A 13,978-nucleotide genomic window follows, 5' to 3' on the forward strand; every position below is an offset into this window, starting at 1 on the left:
GGCGGGATCCTGTACGGAGGACATATCACCGGGAAAGCATGTCGGCCGACGAGGCCGGAAAAAGGCTGTTGCGGGCAAGCAGGCAGTCCCTTTCACGGCAGTTGGTGTTTCCCAGGCAGGAATACACCGGCGTGCGGGGACCGATGTCCGCGACCCGGACCGAGTTGGGACTCACCATGCTCCTGACTCGCCAAGATCCCCCAACAACTCCCGCAGAAAAAGCGCCACCCGCTCCACGGAGGGCACATTCAGGCGTTCCCTGGGGGTGTGGACGTATTCCAGGGTCGGGCCGATGGAGATGATTTCCATGTGGGGGTATTTTTCGGCGATAAAGCCGCATTCCAGACCGGCGTGGAGCACTTCGGTCCGGAGCGGGGTGCTGAAGGCCCGTTCGTAGGCCGCCAGGGCTTTCTTGTAGAGGACGGAATCCGGGTTGGGCGGCCAGGTGGGGAACTGGCTGCGACGGCTGGTGGCCGCCCCGGCGTCGGCCGCTGTCCGTTCAATCGCCTTGGCCAGGTTTTCCAGCTTCTCCGGGCTGAAGCTGCGGTGAAAGATCGTCAGCTCCAGAGCCGCGTCCGTGGTCAACAGGATTCCGATATTATTGGATGTCTCAGGAAGTCCGGAAAAGGTCTCGGACCATTCGACCACGCCTTGGGGGATGGCCAGGACCAGTTCGATCACCTGCGCGGTGTCCGCTTCGGAAAGGGCCGTGTCCGCCCCGGCGGAGACTGGTTGCAAGGTCACGACAAGGCCGGTTTCCTCGGGATACTCCCGGCGGATTTCCTGTTCAAAGGCGGCGATCCGGGCTTTCAGCGCGTCTTCGTGGCCAGGATCCAGGGCGAAAATCAGTTCCGAGGTCGGGGTGATGGCGTTGTCCGCCGAGCCTCCGGCGAAGCTGATCAGCCGAAACGGCACAGCCTCGCCCAGGGCGTGGGCGATGAGGACATTGGCATTGGCCCGATTCTTGTGGATTTCGACGCCGGAATGGCCGCCCAGCAAGCCGTTGATACGCAGGGAGTACGTCAGTTGACCGGAGGGAAGGGGAGCAAAGGCCAGCGGCAGCGTGATTTCCATCTTCACCCCGCCGGCCGCGCCCAGGGTCACGAAGCCCTCGGTTTCAGAGTCGATATTGATGAACCGCTCGGCGCTCAGGGCGTCCTCGGCCAGCCCTTCCGCGCCGGACATGTCCACCTCTTCGTCCGTGGTGAAGAGCAGCTCCAGGGCCGGACGCTTCAGCCCCGGCTCCTCGGCCAGGAACAAGGCGATGGCCATGCCGATCCCGTCGTCCGCGCCCAGGGTGGTGTCCGTGGCCCGCAGCCATTCGCCGTCCCGGACCAAGCGGATGGGGTCAATGGTGAAATCGTGGTCCGAATCCGCTGTTTTCTGGCAGACCATGTCCATGTGCGCCTGCAGGGCCACCACCGGCGCGTCGGCATAGCCCTCGGTCGCGGGCACGAAAACAATGACGTTGTTGAACGCATCGGTTTTGACCGGCAAGCCCCGCTCCTCGGCCCACTGGATCAGCCAGGCCGCAATGCGCTTCTCGTCCTTGGAGCAGCGCGGCACCTGGCTGATGGCTTCGAATATGGCCAAAATGCGCTGGGTGTCCGCGCCGTCCCCGCCCAGGGCCGGGCCCTCCTGATCAGGCACGACCTCGGCGGCCAGGGCCGAGGTCGAAAAACCAAGGGTGAAACAGGCCAGAGCGGCCCACAGCAGTCCCATGGTGATCATGCATTTCATCGCGTACTCCTCTCGGTTGAGCAGTTTTTCCGGGTGGTTATCTCACCGGGCTGGTGCCTTTCTCTCCGTAAGAGAAAAGCTCAAAAGTCTTTAAATTTTCGTAACTATTCAGCATAGAGTAATGCCGTTGTCGGGGTCGGAGTCGGGATCGGTATCGGGATCGAAAACGCTGGGAAGCGTTCAAAATTTTCCTGTTCCGATTCCGATTCCGATAGCGACCCCGACTCCGATCGCCGGAGCAAGGGCGGATACAAAATGTGCTGAGTAGATACAAATTTTCATGAAAAACACTCTACTCGTTTCAGCATATCCCTGGATTTCTTCCGCGCAACATCCGCTTTACCTTGCATTCTCCACCGGGCATCCCTTGTGCCTGATGCAGCTTCTGCCTAATTCGGACGACAAAGTAACTCAATGGTGGGATAGGCATCTTGCCTGTCCGCCCAGGGTTTCCGGGCACTGGGCAGGTCACTTGCGCCGATCTCTACAGTGGAACTTCACGAAACGGCAAGACGCCCTTTGCATGCACGAAATACAATACTTTTTAGCCACTCGCTTCGCTAGACCATGCAGGACGACAAAGGCAGACGGTAGATTTCGCCAGCCAAGTTGGCTGGAGAAAAGTCCTTCTTTGTCTGCCTCTCCCGTCTGTGGCCAAAACTCTGAACAGCAGGACAAACTCCTAATGCTCCCCCTGCTCCCCTGCTCCCCTGCTCTCCTACGGACATGATCCAACGCAGCCCAGCGACGAATCGCGGGTCAGGGCCAGCTTTGGTTGCATCCATTCCCAGCGTGGTCTAAGCGATTACCAGTCCGTTGAAAATCGCCCAATTGCTGCGTCGCTGCAAAAAAATCAAACTCTCACGTATGAGTAAATACGCTTCGACCTTGATTTTATTTAACATCCATCGCGTAAGCTTGGTATGACTATCGGAGGTGCTCTCATGAACCAGTTGGAACAGAGCAAGATTTTTACTCTGATGGAATCAGGGCCTGTGGTCCTCGTGACAACCCATGATGGGAAGAAAGACAACATCATGACTATCTCCTGGACCATGGTGATGGATTTCACTCCGGTATTTGCTCTCACCACCGGTGCATGGAATCACTCCTTCGCTGCGTTGCGAAAGAATCGGGAGTGCGTCATTGCGATTCCCACCGTCGATCTATTGGATAAGGTGGTTGGCATAGGGACGTGCTCTGGGGCAGACACGGACAAGTTTGCCAAATTCAAGCTCACACCGGTGCAGGCCAAGCTCGTCAGCCCGCCCTTGATCAAGGAGTGCTTCGCCAACATTGAGTGCAAGGTCATCGACATCGTTAAAAAGCACAACATTATTGTGTTAGAGGCAGTTGCCGCATACATCGATACCGCACGCAAGGAGAAGCGCACGGTGCACGCGGTTGGTGACGGAACGTTCATCGTCGACGGTCGCAAGATTGACCGGAAAAAGATGATGGCCTCCAAGCTCCCAGCAGGCGTTTAGCGTTCATTGGGCAGCCAGGAGGAAGTCCTGGGAGCAACTGTTTCCAAAATGGAAACAGTTCAACAGGAAGGCAGTCGGCAGGTGACCCGGACCAGGGACTTCTACAATCTCGACCATTATCGCGGTGGGCTACCGGGTCAAAGTTAAACTCAAGGCCATAGGTGACTTTGGCGAACGAGTGCGCGGGGATGGAATGCCGAAGTCTGATTCCACAAGGGAATCGCTCGCTTCGCTCAGGACGCCAAGGCCGCCAAGGTAGATTTTGGAAAGCAGGGAAAGAGCTGCTTTCCAAAAGATTCTCGCTCCCTGCCAAAAATGCCGTCAGCTGCTTGAACGTAGGCAGCACCTCCCCCCGCTCCCACTGCGGGAGCTTGGGGAATCTGGCCATAAGCCCCTCAATATCCAAATGAGCCCGCTCACAAGCCCACTGCACCATCTCGGGGCTGACGGCAACCGGTTCAAGTGGACAGGTTCGGGCATCAAGTACCCTCCAGTTGATCGACGGAACCCATTTTTGATGGGTAAATGGCCGTTCTAAGGAGAAATATCAAGAATATTTAAGACATATACCATATTGAATCAAGGGGTTGACTCGGTCCGCCCCTGGGAATTGTTGGTCCTCTAAGCACTCTTCCGGGGCATCATCATATTTGACGTTCCCCCCTCCTCCGCCGTATGGAATCGAAAACACCAAGAATCCACACTAGAAATCTAAAGGATAGCTTTGCTTGGCTCATCGGTTGATGATGAACCGGCATTTTCATTAGGAACCACCAGTGTATCCCACAAGCAATTTTATCGAGCTTGAATCAAACATTCTTCTGGAAGACGAAGAGCAATATACCGCTCGATGCACCGGCGATTTGCTCAAAAATCCTAGGCGTTATCGACTTATCGATCTCTTTTCCGGGGCGGGCGGCATGTCTCTGGGATTTTCCGAGACTTTCGGGCAGCCGTTCAAGTCCGTATGGGCGAACGACTTCAATCAGTTTTGCGTGGACACCTACAACGAAAACTTCGGCCCGCATTGCGTCGCCGGGGATATCGTCGCCATCCTGGAGGACGGGAAATACGAAGTGCCGGAGGCCGATGTGGTCATCGGCGGGCCGCCTTGCCAGGGATTCAGCCTTCTCAATAAAAATCGAGATGGGGATCCGCGAAAGGAATTGTGGCGCCCCTTCCTGGAGGTGGTGGAGAGGAGCGGAGCAAAAGTTTTCGTCATGGAAAACGTTCCGCAACTGCTCAATACTTTTGAGCACGGCGAAATCGTCGGCCTGGCTGAATCGCTGGGATTCAAGGTTTGGCAGGACAAGTTGACCGCAGCCGATTACGGGGTCCCGCAAAACCGCACGAGAGCATTCATTATCGGCTGTAAGTTCGCCGACCCTCGAGTCCTGTTTCCACCCCGCAAAATCCACTTCAATTCGAAGCCCAACGGCAAACAGATCTCGCTTCCGTTCGACAGGGAGCACTATCTCTCCAAACCGCTCAAGTGGCGGACGGTGCGGGACGCCATAAGTGATCTGCCGCCGCCTGTGGGCACGGAGATCAGAAATGTTTCTCCACCTATTGATCTTCATTTCGGGAGAAATCCCACAGAACTGAGTCGCAAAAGGTACAGGGCCATCCCGCAGGAAGGGATGAACCGCTTCGACCTGCAACGAATCGCACCTGAACTGACCCCGAAGTGCTGGATTAGAAAGAAGAGCGGGGGGACGGATTTGTTCGGCAGGCTCTGGTGGGACAGACCTGCGTTCACGATCCGCACGGAATTTTTCAAGCCGGAAAAAGGCCGTTACCTACATCCGGAACAACACAGACCGATCACCCATCGAGAAGCCGCCCGGTTCCAGAGCTTTCCCGACGAGTTTCGGTTCACTGGATCGAAAATCGAGATCGCCAAGCAAATCGGAAACGCAGTTCCGCCGCTTTTGGCCGCACGAGTGGCGGACGTGGTCAGAATTCTTCTCGACAAACACAATACACAATGGACGTATTCACAAAAGAAAAACGAAGCGGAATCATGTCGCGCATACGCGGCAAAAACACAAAACCTGAGTTGATCGTCCGCTCTCTACTCCATGGATTGGGATACAGGTTCAGACTGCACAGAAAGGATTTGCCGGGAAAGCCGGATATTACGTTACCGAAATACAAAAAAGTGGTTTTCGTCCACGGATGTTTCTGGCACTCCCACCAGAACTGCCCTCGGGCCAAACGGCCTACGACGAATACGGAGTTCTGGCGAGAGAAGCTGGGAAAGAACATTCGAAGAGATCAGGAAAATTCAGAGCGCTTGAAGCAAAAAGGATGGGACGTTCTTGTTTTGTGGTCGTGCGAAATCAAAGACCTCGATGCCCTCAAGGCGAAGCTCCGGCAATTTCTGGAAAATTGAATGCAAAACATGAATTCGGCAGAACTCTGTAAGCAGCTGAAAGAGCTGTTGTCTGATTTCGAGCGGGAGCTTGAATCCGACGGCTTGCGGGCAAAAGTCCTTTCGCTTGTCCCATGCTTTCATCAATTGCGGGAATTGGGCAAATCGCTGATCACCTCAACATCGGCCCGAAACGCTCAAAGCCGTATTCTCTACTATTTCAAAAAATACCCCAGGACCGTGATCAACGGAGATGAACTCCTGGTGGTCTCAGGCATCCAGGAATATGCCCGTAGGGTTCGGGAACTGAAAGTACAGTTCGGATGGTCCATCATCAGCGGTCTGACGGCAAAACAAATGGCGGAGGAAAACGAGTTCCCTCTCCCGGACATCGACCCGACTTCCATGGGGCCTTCGGATTACATCCTCTTGTCCGTCGAGCAGGACAGGGAAGCTGCGCATCGCTGGAATCTGGCCAATGTAATCCGAAGGGAAAACATTGCCGTCAGAGACAAGATTCTCAAATTCTTCAGAGCAAACGTCGGACAAAAAATCACCGGTGAGGAACTGAAATATCTTGCCAAGGACAGGTCGGAATGGGCCAGGAGAGTAAGGGAGCTTCGCACGGAATACGGTTGGCCCATAGTCACGAGAAACACCGGCCGCCCCGATCTCGAGGTCGGCGTCTATCTCCTGGAGGCGAACAGACAAAGCCCTGAACACGACCGCCGCATCCCCGACCCGGTCAAAAGAAACGTTCTTCGCAGAGACGCATACAAATGCGCAGTCTGCAAATGGTCAATTGCCGAATGGAATCGTTTCGATCCCAGACATTTGGAGTTGCATCACAAAAAGCCGCATGCCGTGGGTGGGGAAAACACTGAAAACAACCTGACTACCATATGTACGGTTTGCCATGATGAGATACATCGAGCGAAATGACCCAAGGGAGAATTAACCGATAGCTAAGTAGATTCATTCATTTGGCTATCAGAATGAATCAAGGGCAGATCTGACCCGCATTCTGACCGCGCATTACCGCACGAGGACAAGCTTCGCGGGTATGAGTGATTCGGAAATCCCGCGCATCACCCCCAAACTCACTCACCGTCCGTGTCAAAGACACCGATCTGGTTGCCCAGGCGGACCTTGACGCCGCCGGAGACGTACCGGCCCGGTTCGAACACCAGGATCACCAGGGAGCCGCCATAGAGGAAATGGCCCAATTCATCCCCGCGCAGGACCGGGACCGGGCCGGTTGCGTTCAGGAACCGGTCCTGGAAGACCACGGAACCGATCTCGCTCAGGCCCACGGCCACCGCGGCCACCAGACCGTACGTTCCGGTATCGATGATGAAATAGCCGCGCTGATAGTTTTCGAAGGCCCCGAAGTCCGCGCCGGGCCGCCCCACGTTGCCGTTGGACGGGACAAAGGCGGGAAAATCCTCCATGCCCAGCAGGGCCCCGTCCACCAGCGCGGTCTCGATCACCGAACCGGCCACCGGGGAATGGTAGCGGTGATAGGTGTTGGGCATGAGAATGCAGGACAGGGCCGTGCCGCCCACGAACCGCTCCCAGTGCTTTGAACCGGCCAGCAGCTCCTGGATGTTCAATTCCTGGGTGCCCTTGGTGCGCAGCCTGGTGCTGTTGTCCACGATGGGCACGGGAATGGAATTCATGATCGCATCCGTGGGCGCGCTGATCACGTAGTCCCGCTCCGGCATGGTCTGGGGCCGGCTTTGGGCCTGGTCCTTGAAGGTGCGGGCGAAAAACTCGTTGAACGAGGCAAAGCCGCCGTCAGGGGCATCGGGGTCCGGGAGCAGGTAGTCCTCCTTTTCAATGCGCGGGTTGGCCAGCCACTGGGCCACCACTGCCCGGGATTCCGGGCTGTCCATGAATGCGCCCCGGTCCTGAATGAAACGGTGAAACAGCTCCCGGCCCGGAGAGATCTGGAAAACGGCTCTGCCAAAGGGGTTCTGGTAGGCGAAGAAGTCCATCACCTCGATGTAGGCCAAACCGTCGTCCGAACTGCCCTTGGACCTGGGCAGAAACAGGCACCAGTCACCCAGAAAGGCGAGCAGGTCGTCATGATTCTTGCCGATCCAGGGATTGCCCTCCGGGTGGTAGCCCGCAGGCAGGGGCTGCATGTTCTCGAAGGCCTTGTCCATGAGCAGCCTGAACACCTCGTTTTCCTGGTACGTCTGGGCAAAGGCCCCGATGCTTTCCGCGCATTGCGCGGGAAGCGGCGGCACGTCGGCCCGGCTGAAGGTGGCCCAACACGTCGCGCAACAGACAAGGCAGCAAAGCAGCAGGTTTTTCATGGTTTCTCCCTTGGTGATGAGTAATACCGCATCCGGGCGGCTCAGGCGGCGCGGAATTCGACTTTTTCCACGGCATCGAGATTGACGGATTGCCGAGCATGCCAAAGATCATAATTGTCCTGCATGTTCAGCCAGCTTTCCGGGGAGCGGCCAAGGGCTTTGGACAGCCGAAGCGCCATTTCGGGGCTGATTCCGCTGCGGCCCTGCAGAATGCGGTTGAGCGTGGACGGCGAGACGTTTAAATTGGATGCCAGACGGCGTCCGGTCAAATCATAGGGCTCAAGGTAGACCTCGCGGATAAACTCGCCGGGATGCGGGGGATTGTGCATAGCCATCAGTGATAATCCTCATAATCGATAATGTGAGCTTGACCATTTCGAAATTCGAAGGTGAGCCGCCAGTTTCCGCTCACCCGGACCGACCAGCGGTCCGAATCCCTGCCTTTAAGCTGGTGCAGGTGAAATCCAGGGATGCCCATGTCCTGAACCGTAACGGCGGTATCCAAGGCCGCAAGCAGCATCCTCAGGCGTTTTGCATGGTTTGGTTGTATGCCCGCCACTGAGCCGGTTTCGAAATATTTGGCCAGCCCCTTGTGCCGAAAAGACTGAATCATGCAAAGCAAATAACATGTTGCGCAACGCGCATCAAGGATGCAAAAGTCTTGGGCAGAACTGAGTCAACATACTGAATTATCTAGTGACAAGTTCCGAAACCAGCCCGTTATAGTTGAGCATGACCCCTTGAGGCGCGTCATCCCCGCATCACGACAGCAGGCTCAAAAAGTTCGTCAGGGCCACCTTCCGGGCCGTGTCCGGGCTCAGGGAGTCCAGCAGGCTGTAGTATTTGACGATATTCTGGTTGTACGTGGCAAAATGACCGATGTTGTCCGAGCCGATCATGAAGCGGTCGGAAAAGTCCGAGATCAGGGTCAGCCATTCGGAGCGGATGCGCGCTTCCTGCTTGGAGGTCTGGACGTAGGTTTCGAAGATGATCCAGGACAGGTCGATGTACAGATTGTCGTGCTTGGCGAGCATCTCCCGCAACAGTCCGGTATAGGCGATCTGGTCCAGATCCAGCATCCGGGACAGCCCGGCATGGGCCCAGATGATCACGGTCTTGGGATGCCGGGTCAGGGCGTCTTGCACCTCGTGGACATAGATGGGCCGGTCCAGCCGGTTGCGGGAGGTGGCGTTGTTGTGCAGGTTCACGGGCAGGTTTTTCTGGGCCGCCAGGTCGTAGACCGGGTCCAGGGCCGGGTGGTTGGCCCGGGCCGTTTCGCCGTAGGTCAGGTTGGTCAGGTCGTCCCGGTGGCCGAAGACCTCGCCCACGCCTTGCCAGAGCCCGGGATATTCCTCCAGCATCCGCTCCACGTGGAGCACGGCATGCTTGTCCGTGGCGTTGAACCCGCAGATGAAGGGGTGGAAGCGGGGGCGGGCTTGGTCGGGCAGTTCCAGAACGCGCCGGGCCACGATGAAATCCGTGGCCGAATACCAGTAGGTCCGCCCGTTGTCATCGAGATAGTACCCGGGTTCTTCGGGTTCGGCGGCGTCCCATTTCTTGACCAGGGGCATGCCGGAAAACATGATGTGCGCAACGCCCGCGTCGTCCATGGACCGCAGCAAGGCGTCCATCCCCTCGGTTTTCTGCAGAAAATCCACGTAATGAAAATGGCTGTCCGCAACCATGTACCTGACGGCTGCATCCGAACCCGAACTCGAATCAGGTCCGGCCAGGGCTGAAAACGGTCCCGACACGCCCTGAACGCTTCCGGCCAACGCTCCCACGGCCGCGATCTTCAAAAACGTTCTGCGATCCATACCCTGCTCCTTTTGCTCAATAGCAATCACTGCCATGCGGCGATGACGTCATTTATCAAAAAAACGCCAGAAACGGCGAGATGACCAAAAGAACTCCCGTTGCCGTGACCATCCAGGCCTGGGGTCCGCGGTATTTGGCGAACCGGTCCACCTTGTAGATGAGAATGACTGGGATGAAGCATCCGATGATGGCGAAAATCGGGCTGCAGATGCTCGTGAAATAGAGAATCGGAAAATCAACGATCGTGGCAAACCAGCCCAGCAGCACGATAAAGGCCAGGACTCCCATGGACAGTTTGGTCTGGTTCACGGCTTGCCTGGGTTTATCCTTGAGCACAAGTTTCCTGTACAGCCCGACGCAGGCCTCATGCAGTCCGAGGAGCACCCCGAAAAACGACGTCACCACCGCGCAGAGATCAATGACAACGCCCATGGCCGGAATAAGCGTGCCGGGGATGACCTTGGCCATCAGGGCCAGAAAGGAGGTATTGGCCAGAAAAGCCTGGTAGGCGTCCTCAGCAGAGACGGAAAAGGTACAGGATAGGACGAAGAAGAAAACAACGCCGGCCAGGATGGCAAACGACCAGTTCATGATCTGAGCGGCCTTGCGCCTGGCGGTATCGATGTCCTGATGTTCGGAGCGGGCATAGACGACCAGGGGGCTCAACGACTGCAGAAAAAGAATGGAGGTCATGGCAAAAGGCAGGGTGATGATCGTCTGGGTCAGCAGGTTCCCAATGGAGGTGATTTCCTTGATATTGCCCAGGTCCCAATGCGGGATGAGCATCAGGGCCAGCACGGTCAGGGACGAAAGGATGACCACCACCAGGAGCTTGGTCAGATTGAGGAGCAGGGTCTTGCTGGCAAAGGCCACGAGCACCAGAAACGCGACAATGGCCAGGCCGTAGAACGGATTGGCGGACAAGAGCCCCTCGGTCATGCCCGCGGTCTGAAGGTAGGACGCGCTGTCGTTGGTCACGGTTTCGCTGTACACGAAGAGCCAGATCACCAGCATCAGAAAATACAAAAACCCCAGCCCGACCCCCCACTTGTCTCCCAGATATTCGCTGATCGTGGCCGGATAATCCGTGGCCTGCCGGGCTTCCACCAGCGTGTTGATGAAAAGTCGCTGGAACTGGTACAGGGCCGGGTAGGCAATGAGCACGGCCAGCAGAAACGTCCACAGCCCCACGATTCCGGCCTGGATGGGCAGGAAGACGATCCCGGCTCCGATGCCCATGCCGATATTCACGGCCACCCATCCCCAGTCCTGGGACGTCATCTTCAGCTGCTCGCGCGTCGCGCCCATGTGTTCCCCATGCTTGCTTGTTGGTCGGTTGCGGCGCAATCACCGCGCCGACATGGTTTTAATGCCAAGATCGTACCGGGTTTGGCCGTCCTCACTCGGAGGTCATGATCTTCAGGATCACCTCGTCGGTCTGCTCCATGCCCGTGCTGGCCAGTACACCGATATTGCGGATGGTGGCTTCCACGTCGTGGCCCACGATGCCTTCGCCTCCGTGCAGGTCCCGGTGGTAGGAGGCCAGGGTGGCGGAATCAAAGGCGGCGTAGATGCCCGTGGCGATCTTCATGGCGCAGGAGGGCTTGGCCCCGTCGCAGATGATCCCCGAGACGTTGCCCAGGGTGTTCACGATGGCGTGGGCCGTGGTGTCGTCATCCGCGCCCATCAGGAAGCTCAGCGCCCCACTCACCCCGGCCGCCGCGCACATCGCCCCGCAATAGGCCGACAAGCGGCCCACCTGGGTTTTGATGTGCACGGTGCACAGGTGCGAGAGAAAAAGGGCCCGGATCAATTCGTCTTCGCTGTGCCCTTTCAGCCGCGCGAATTTGATCACCGGTAGTGAGGCGGTCATGCCCTGGTTGCCGCTCCCGCTGGTGGTCATCACCGGCAACGGGCAGCCGCTCATCCGTGCGTCGCTGCCGGCCGCGGCAAAGCTCGCGCAACGGTTACGCACGTCGTCGCCGTAGATCCCCTGCTCAATGTTCTTGAGAATGCTGGCCCCGATGTTCACACCGTAGGTATTTTGCAGCCCCTCCTCCGCGATGGTGCTGTTCAGGTCGATAACTTGCCTGAACAGGGGCCGAATCAAATCCAGATCAATGGTCCTGGCCAGGTCGTAAATCAGGCGGACCGACAAGATGGAACGATCTTCCTCGGTGGTGTGAAAGGTTTCGGGACTGAAGCCGCGGTTGAGCAGAACCTGGCCGTTTTTGACGACTCTGGTCAGGTTGGTGTGCAGATACCGCGCCTCGACCTCGGCGCTCTGGTCCCCGGCAACCGCCTCGATCCTGATATACAGCTTGATGGGCGTCTTTTCGTGGATCACCTTGAAGGATGTCCGCTCCAGGCACTCCCTGACCCCGGCCATGTCCTGTTCGGTTATGCCGCTGATCACCATCAGGTCTTTGCTGCAATCCCCGGCCACGATGCCCATGGCCGCCGAGGCCTCAATCCCGACCATCCCCCCGCTGCCCGGTACGACCACGCTTTTGACGTTCTTGATGATATTCCCGGAAACGAAAATGCTGACCTGTTCCGGAAGGATGCCCAGCACTTCACGGACTTTTGCCGCCACGAGAGCTATGGTGATGGGTTCGGTGCAGCCCTGGGCGGGCACGATTTCCTCATGCAGAATTTGCAAAACCTTGGCGACGGTATCGGATGCAACGTTCATCACAGCTCCGGGGTTGAGGTTGGCCTGAGCATGCCTGTCTCATTGTGCGGCTTCCCGCTACAAAATCAGAGGCGTGCAGTGGGTCGCGTCGGGCCGCGGTCCACTCAATTGCCCGGACTAGGCTTTCCAACTGCTCCGGGCTGAAACCGCGCTGACGGTCATTCGCCCTGGCTGTCCTTGACCACGGCGATTCTGGCCCGGAGCGGAATGTTTTCCGAGTGCAGTCCCGGCGTCTGGCCGTGCAGATCGAACTCCAGGTTCACTTCCGGGCGGAAGATCAGGCAATGGGTGGAACCTCCGAAGTGGAACATCCCGAGCTGGTCGCCTTTTTGGACATGCTGGCCTTCGTACACCGTGATCTCGTTGGATGAGACCTCGGCCATACCCACGAACATCAAGGCCATGAGGCCGATATCCGGATTGTCCGCTTCAATGAAGATCAGCGCCCTGGCCGCCACCTGGGTGATGTATCCCTGGGATTCATTGGGACCGGCCGGATCAAAGCCTTCGTCAAGCGCTTCGGCGTAATAGGAACCGTCGATCAGCCTGGTCTTGACGATTCTGCCGCTGACCGGGCTGTGCCAGCGGTGATAGCTGAGCGCGCTCAGAAAGGCCTGATAAATGGTCCCGCCCTTGAACTGATCCACGAGTGGATCGCCGTCCATCATGTGGAAGAGCGAGTAAGGCTGGGCCTTGATCCAGAACTGATCGCGCAGTTGGACATCCGTGGCGATCCGGTACGGAGCGGATTCGCAGGCATTGGCGATCACCGCGTCGTTGTCGGGTTCGGCCACGGGGCGGCGGCCGTCGCGGAAGGTCCGGGTAAAGAAGTCATCCCAGGATGCGAAGCCGTAATGGGGCTGATCCGGGTCGCAATTGAAATCCTCCACAAAGGTCGGCATGGCTTCCCGGGCGTCCCGGCCGAACCAGCCTTTTTCCGGATGATCGGTGAGCACATGGCGGGAATCCGGGGAGGCCAGGAACACGGCCCACTGATTCAGGATCTTCTTCAATTGGCGATTCACTTTTTCGTTCAGGAAGGCCGAAGTGCCGGCAGGAGTGGCCATGGGCCAGTCCAGGATAGCGTTGATGGGAAAGCCCACCAGCCCGGTTTTGTTGAATTCCGGGGCCTGGGTCAGAATACGGTTCATCAGGACCAGCATGTGCCGGTAATCCCTGATCTGCGGCTTGCCTGTGGGGTCATTCAGAAACGGCGGCTTTTGCGGGACCTGCTCGAACATCTGGGTGAAGAGCATGAACAGTTCCGGATCGTTTTCAATGAGTTCCTTGAATTCCCGGATAACGGGCAGCAGGGGCACATCTTCGGCCAAAGCGTCCGTTTCCCGAATCAGATCAGCCCGCCAATCCTCCAGGACTTGCTGGTCCGAGGGCAGCCATTGCCCGACATTGTAAGGAAGGGACTTCTCACCCGTCTCGGCCTGGGCAAACGGCAGCCCAAACCAGAGCTGGAGTGTGGCCACGATGGCCAGGACACTTGCTAAAAAACATTTTGTCCGTTGCATGAGATGCTCCATGTTGAGAT

At 57.4% G+C, this 13,978-nt stretch carries 13 protein-coding genes; 4 read left to right on the forward strand and 9 right to left on the reverse strand.

What is annotated here, in order from left to right:
* Positions 1-25: 25 nt before the first annotated feature.
* Both DESLA_RS22800 and pepD read right to left on the reverse strand, forming a co-directional pair.
* Positions 26-178 (reverse strand): hypothetical protein, encoded by a 153-nt coding sequence (locus DESLA_RS22800; protein ID WP_156932882.1) that lies wholly within the window; start codon positions 176-178, stop codon positions 26-28.
* Positions 172-1,740, reverse strand: a complete 1,569-nt coding sequence (gene pepD, locus DESLA_RS0106295; protein ID WP_051434446.1) for a beta-Ala-His dipeptidase — start codon at positions 1,738-1,740, stop codon at positions 172-174. Before pepD ends, DESLA_RS22800 begins: the two co-directional genes overlap by 7 nt.
* Positions 1,741-2,684: 944 nt before the next feature.
* Here pepD and DESLA_RS0106300 point away from each other — a divergent pair.
* The 4 genes from DESLA_RS0106300 to DESLA_RS0106315 all read left to right on the forward strand — a co-directional run bounded on the left by DESLA_RS0106300 (position 2,685) and on the right by DESLA_RS0106315 (position 6,543).
* Positions 2,685-3,227, forward strand: a complete 543-nt coding sequence (locus DESLA_RS0106300) for a flavin reductase family protein (RefSeq protein WP_028571794.1) — start codon at positions 2,685-2,687, stop codon at positions 3,225-3,227.
* Positions 3,228-4,003: 776 nt separating this feature from the next.
* Entirely contained in the window at positions 4,004-5,290 is a 1,287-nt protein-coding gene (locus tag DESLA_RS0106305) for a DNA cytosine methyltransferase (RefSeq protein ID WP_051434447.1), read from the forward strand.
* Positions 5,251-5,622 carry a very short patch repair endonuclease gene (locus tag DESLA_RS0106310; protein ID WP_245590015.1) on the forward strand — a complete coding sequence of 124 codons (372 nt, stop codon included), beginning with the start codon at positions 5,251-5,253 and terminating at the stop codon, positions 5,620-5,622. Before DESLA_RS0106305 ends, DESLA_RS0106310 begins: the two co-directional genes overlap by 40 nt.
* Positions 5,623-6,543: an HNH endonuclease gene (locus DESLA_RS0106315; protein WP_028571797.1), complete on the forward strand. Its 921-nt coding sequence runs from the start codon at positions 5,623-5,625 to the stop codon at positions 6,541-6,543.
* 158 nt (positions 6,544-6,701) lie between these two features.
* Here the strand turns inward: DESLA_RS0106315 and DESLA_RS19115 are convergent, their stop codons facing one another.
* The 7 genes from DESLA_RS19115 to DESLA_RS19125 form a co-directional block, all read right to left on the reverse strand.
* Positions 6,702-7,922: a phosphatidylserine decarboxylase gene (locus DESLA_RS19115; RefSeq protein ID WP_051434448.1), complete on the reverse strand. Its 1,221-nt coding sequence runs from the start codon at positions 7,920-7,922 to the stop codon at positions 6,702-6,704.
* A 41-nt stretch (positions 7,923-7,963) separates the two neighbouring features.
* Positions 7,964-8,257 (reverse strand): HigA family addiction module antitoxin, encoded by a 294-nt coding sequence (locus DESLA_RS0106325; RefSeq protein WP_028571798.1) that lies wholly within the window; start codon positions 8,255-8,257, stop codon positions 7,964-7,966.
* Positions 8,257-8,535 carry a type II toxin-antitoxin system RelE/ParE family toxin gene (locus DESLA_RS0106330; protein WP_028571799.1) on the reverse strand — a complete coding sequence of 93 codons (279 nt, stop codon included), beginning with the start codon at positions 8,533-8,535 and terminating at the stop codon, positions 8,257-8,259. The genes DESLA_RS0106325 and DESLA_RS0106330 overlap by 1 nt, the downstream gene beginning before the upstream one ends.
* Positions 8,536-8,683: 148 nt before the next feature.
* Positions 8,684-9,739, reverse strand: coding sequence for an amidohydrolase family protein (locus DESLA_RS19120; RefSeq protein ID WP_051434449.1), 1,056 nt, complete (start codon positions 9,737-9,739; stop codon positions 8,684-8,686).
* 55 nt (positions 9,740-9,794) lie between these two features.
* Positions 9,795-11,048, reverse strand: coding sequence for an aromatic amino acid transport family protein (locus DESLA_RS0106340; RefSeq protein WP_028571800.1), 1,254 nt, complete (start codon positions 11,046-11,048; stop codon positions 9,795-9,797).
* Between the two features lie 91 nt (positions 11,049-11,139).
* The gene (locus DESLA_RS0106345; protein WP_035261449.1) at positions 11,140-12,435 is read right to left on the reverse strand and encodes an L-cysteine desulfidase family protein; all 1,296 of its coding nucleotides are present in this window, start codon (positions 12,433-12,435) and stop codon (positions 11,140-11,142) included.
* 158 nt (positions 12,436-12,593) lie between these two features.
* The gene (locus tag DESLA_RS19125; protein WP_084031936.1) at positions 12,594-13,958 is read right to left on the reverse strand and encodes a phosphatidylserine decarboxylase family protein; all 1,365 of its coding nucleotides are present in this window, start codon (positions 13,956-13,958) and stop codon (positions 12,594-12,596) included.
* Between the last annotated feature and the right edge of the window lie 20 nt (positions 13,959-13,978).

The sequence above is a fragment of the Desulfonatronum lacustre DSM 10312 genome, from assembly GCF_000519265.1.
Lineage (GTDB): Bacteria > Desulfobacterota > Desulfovibrionia > Desulfovibrionales > Desulfonatronaceae > Desulfonatronum > Desulfonatronum lacustre.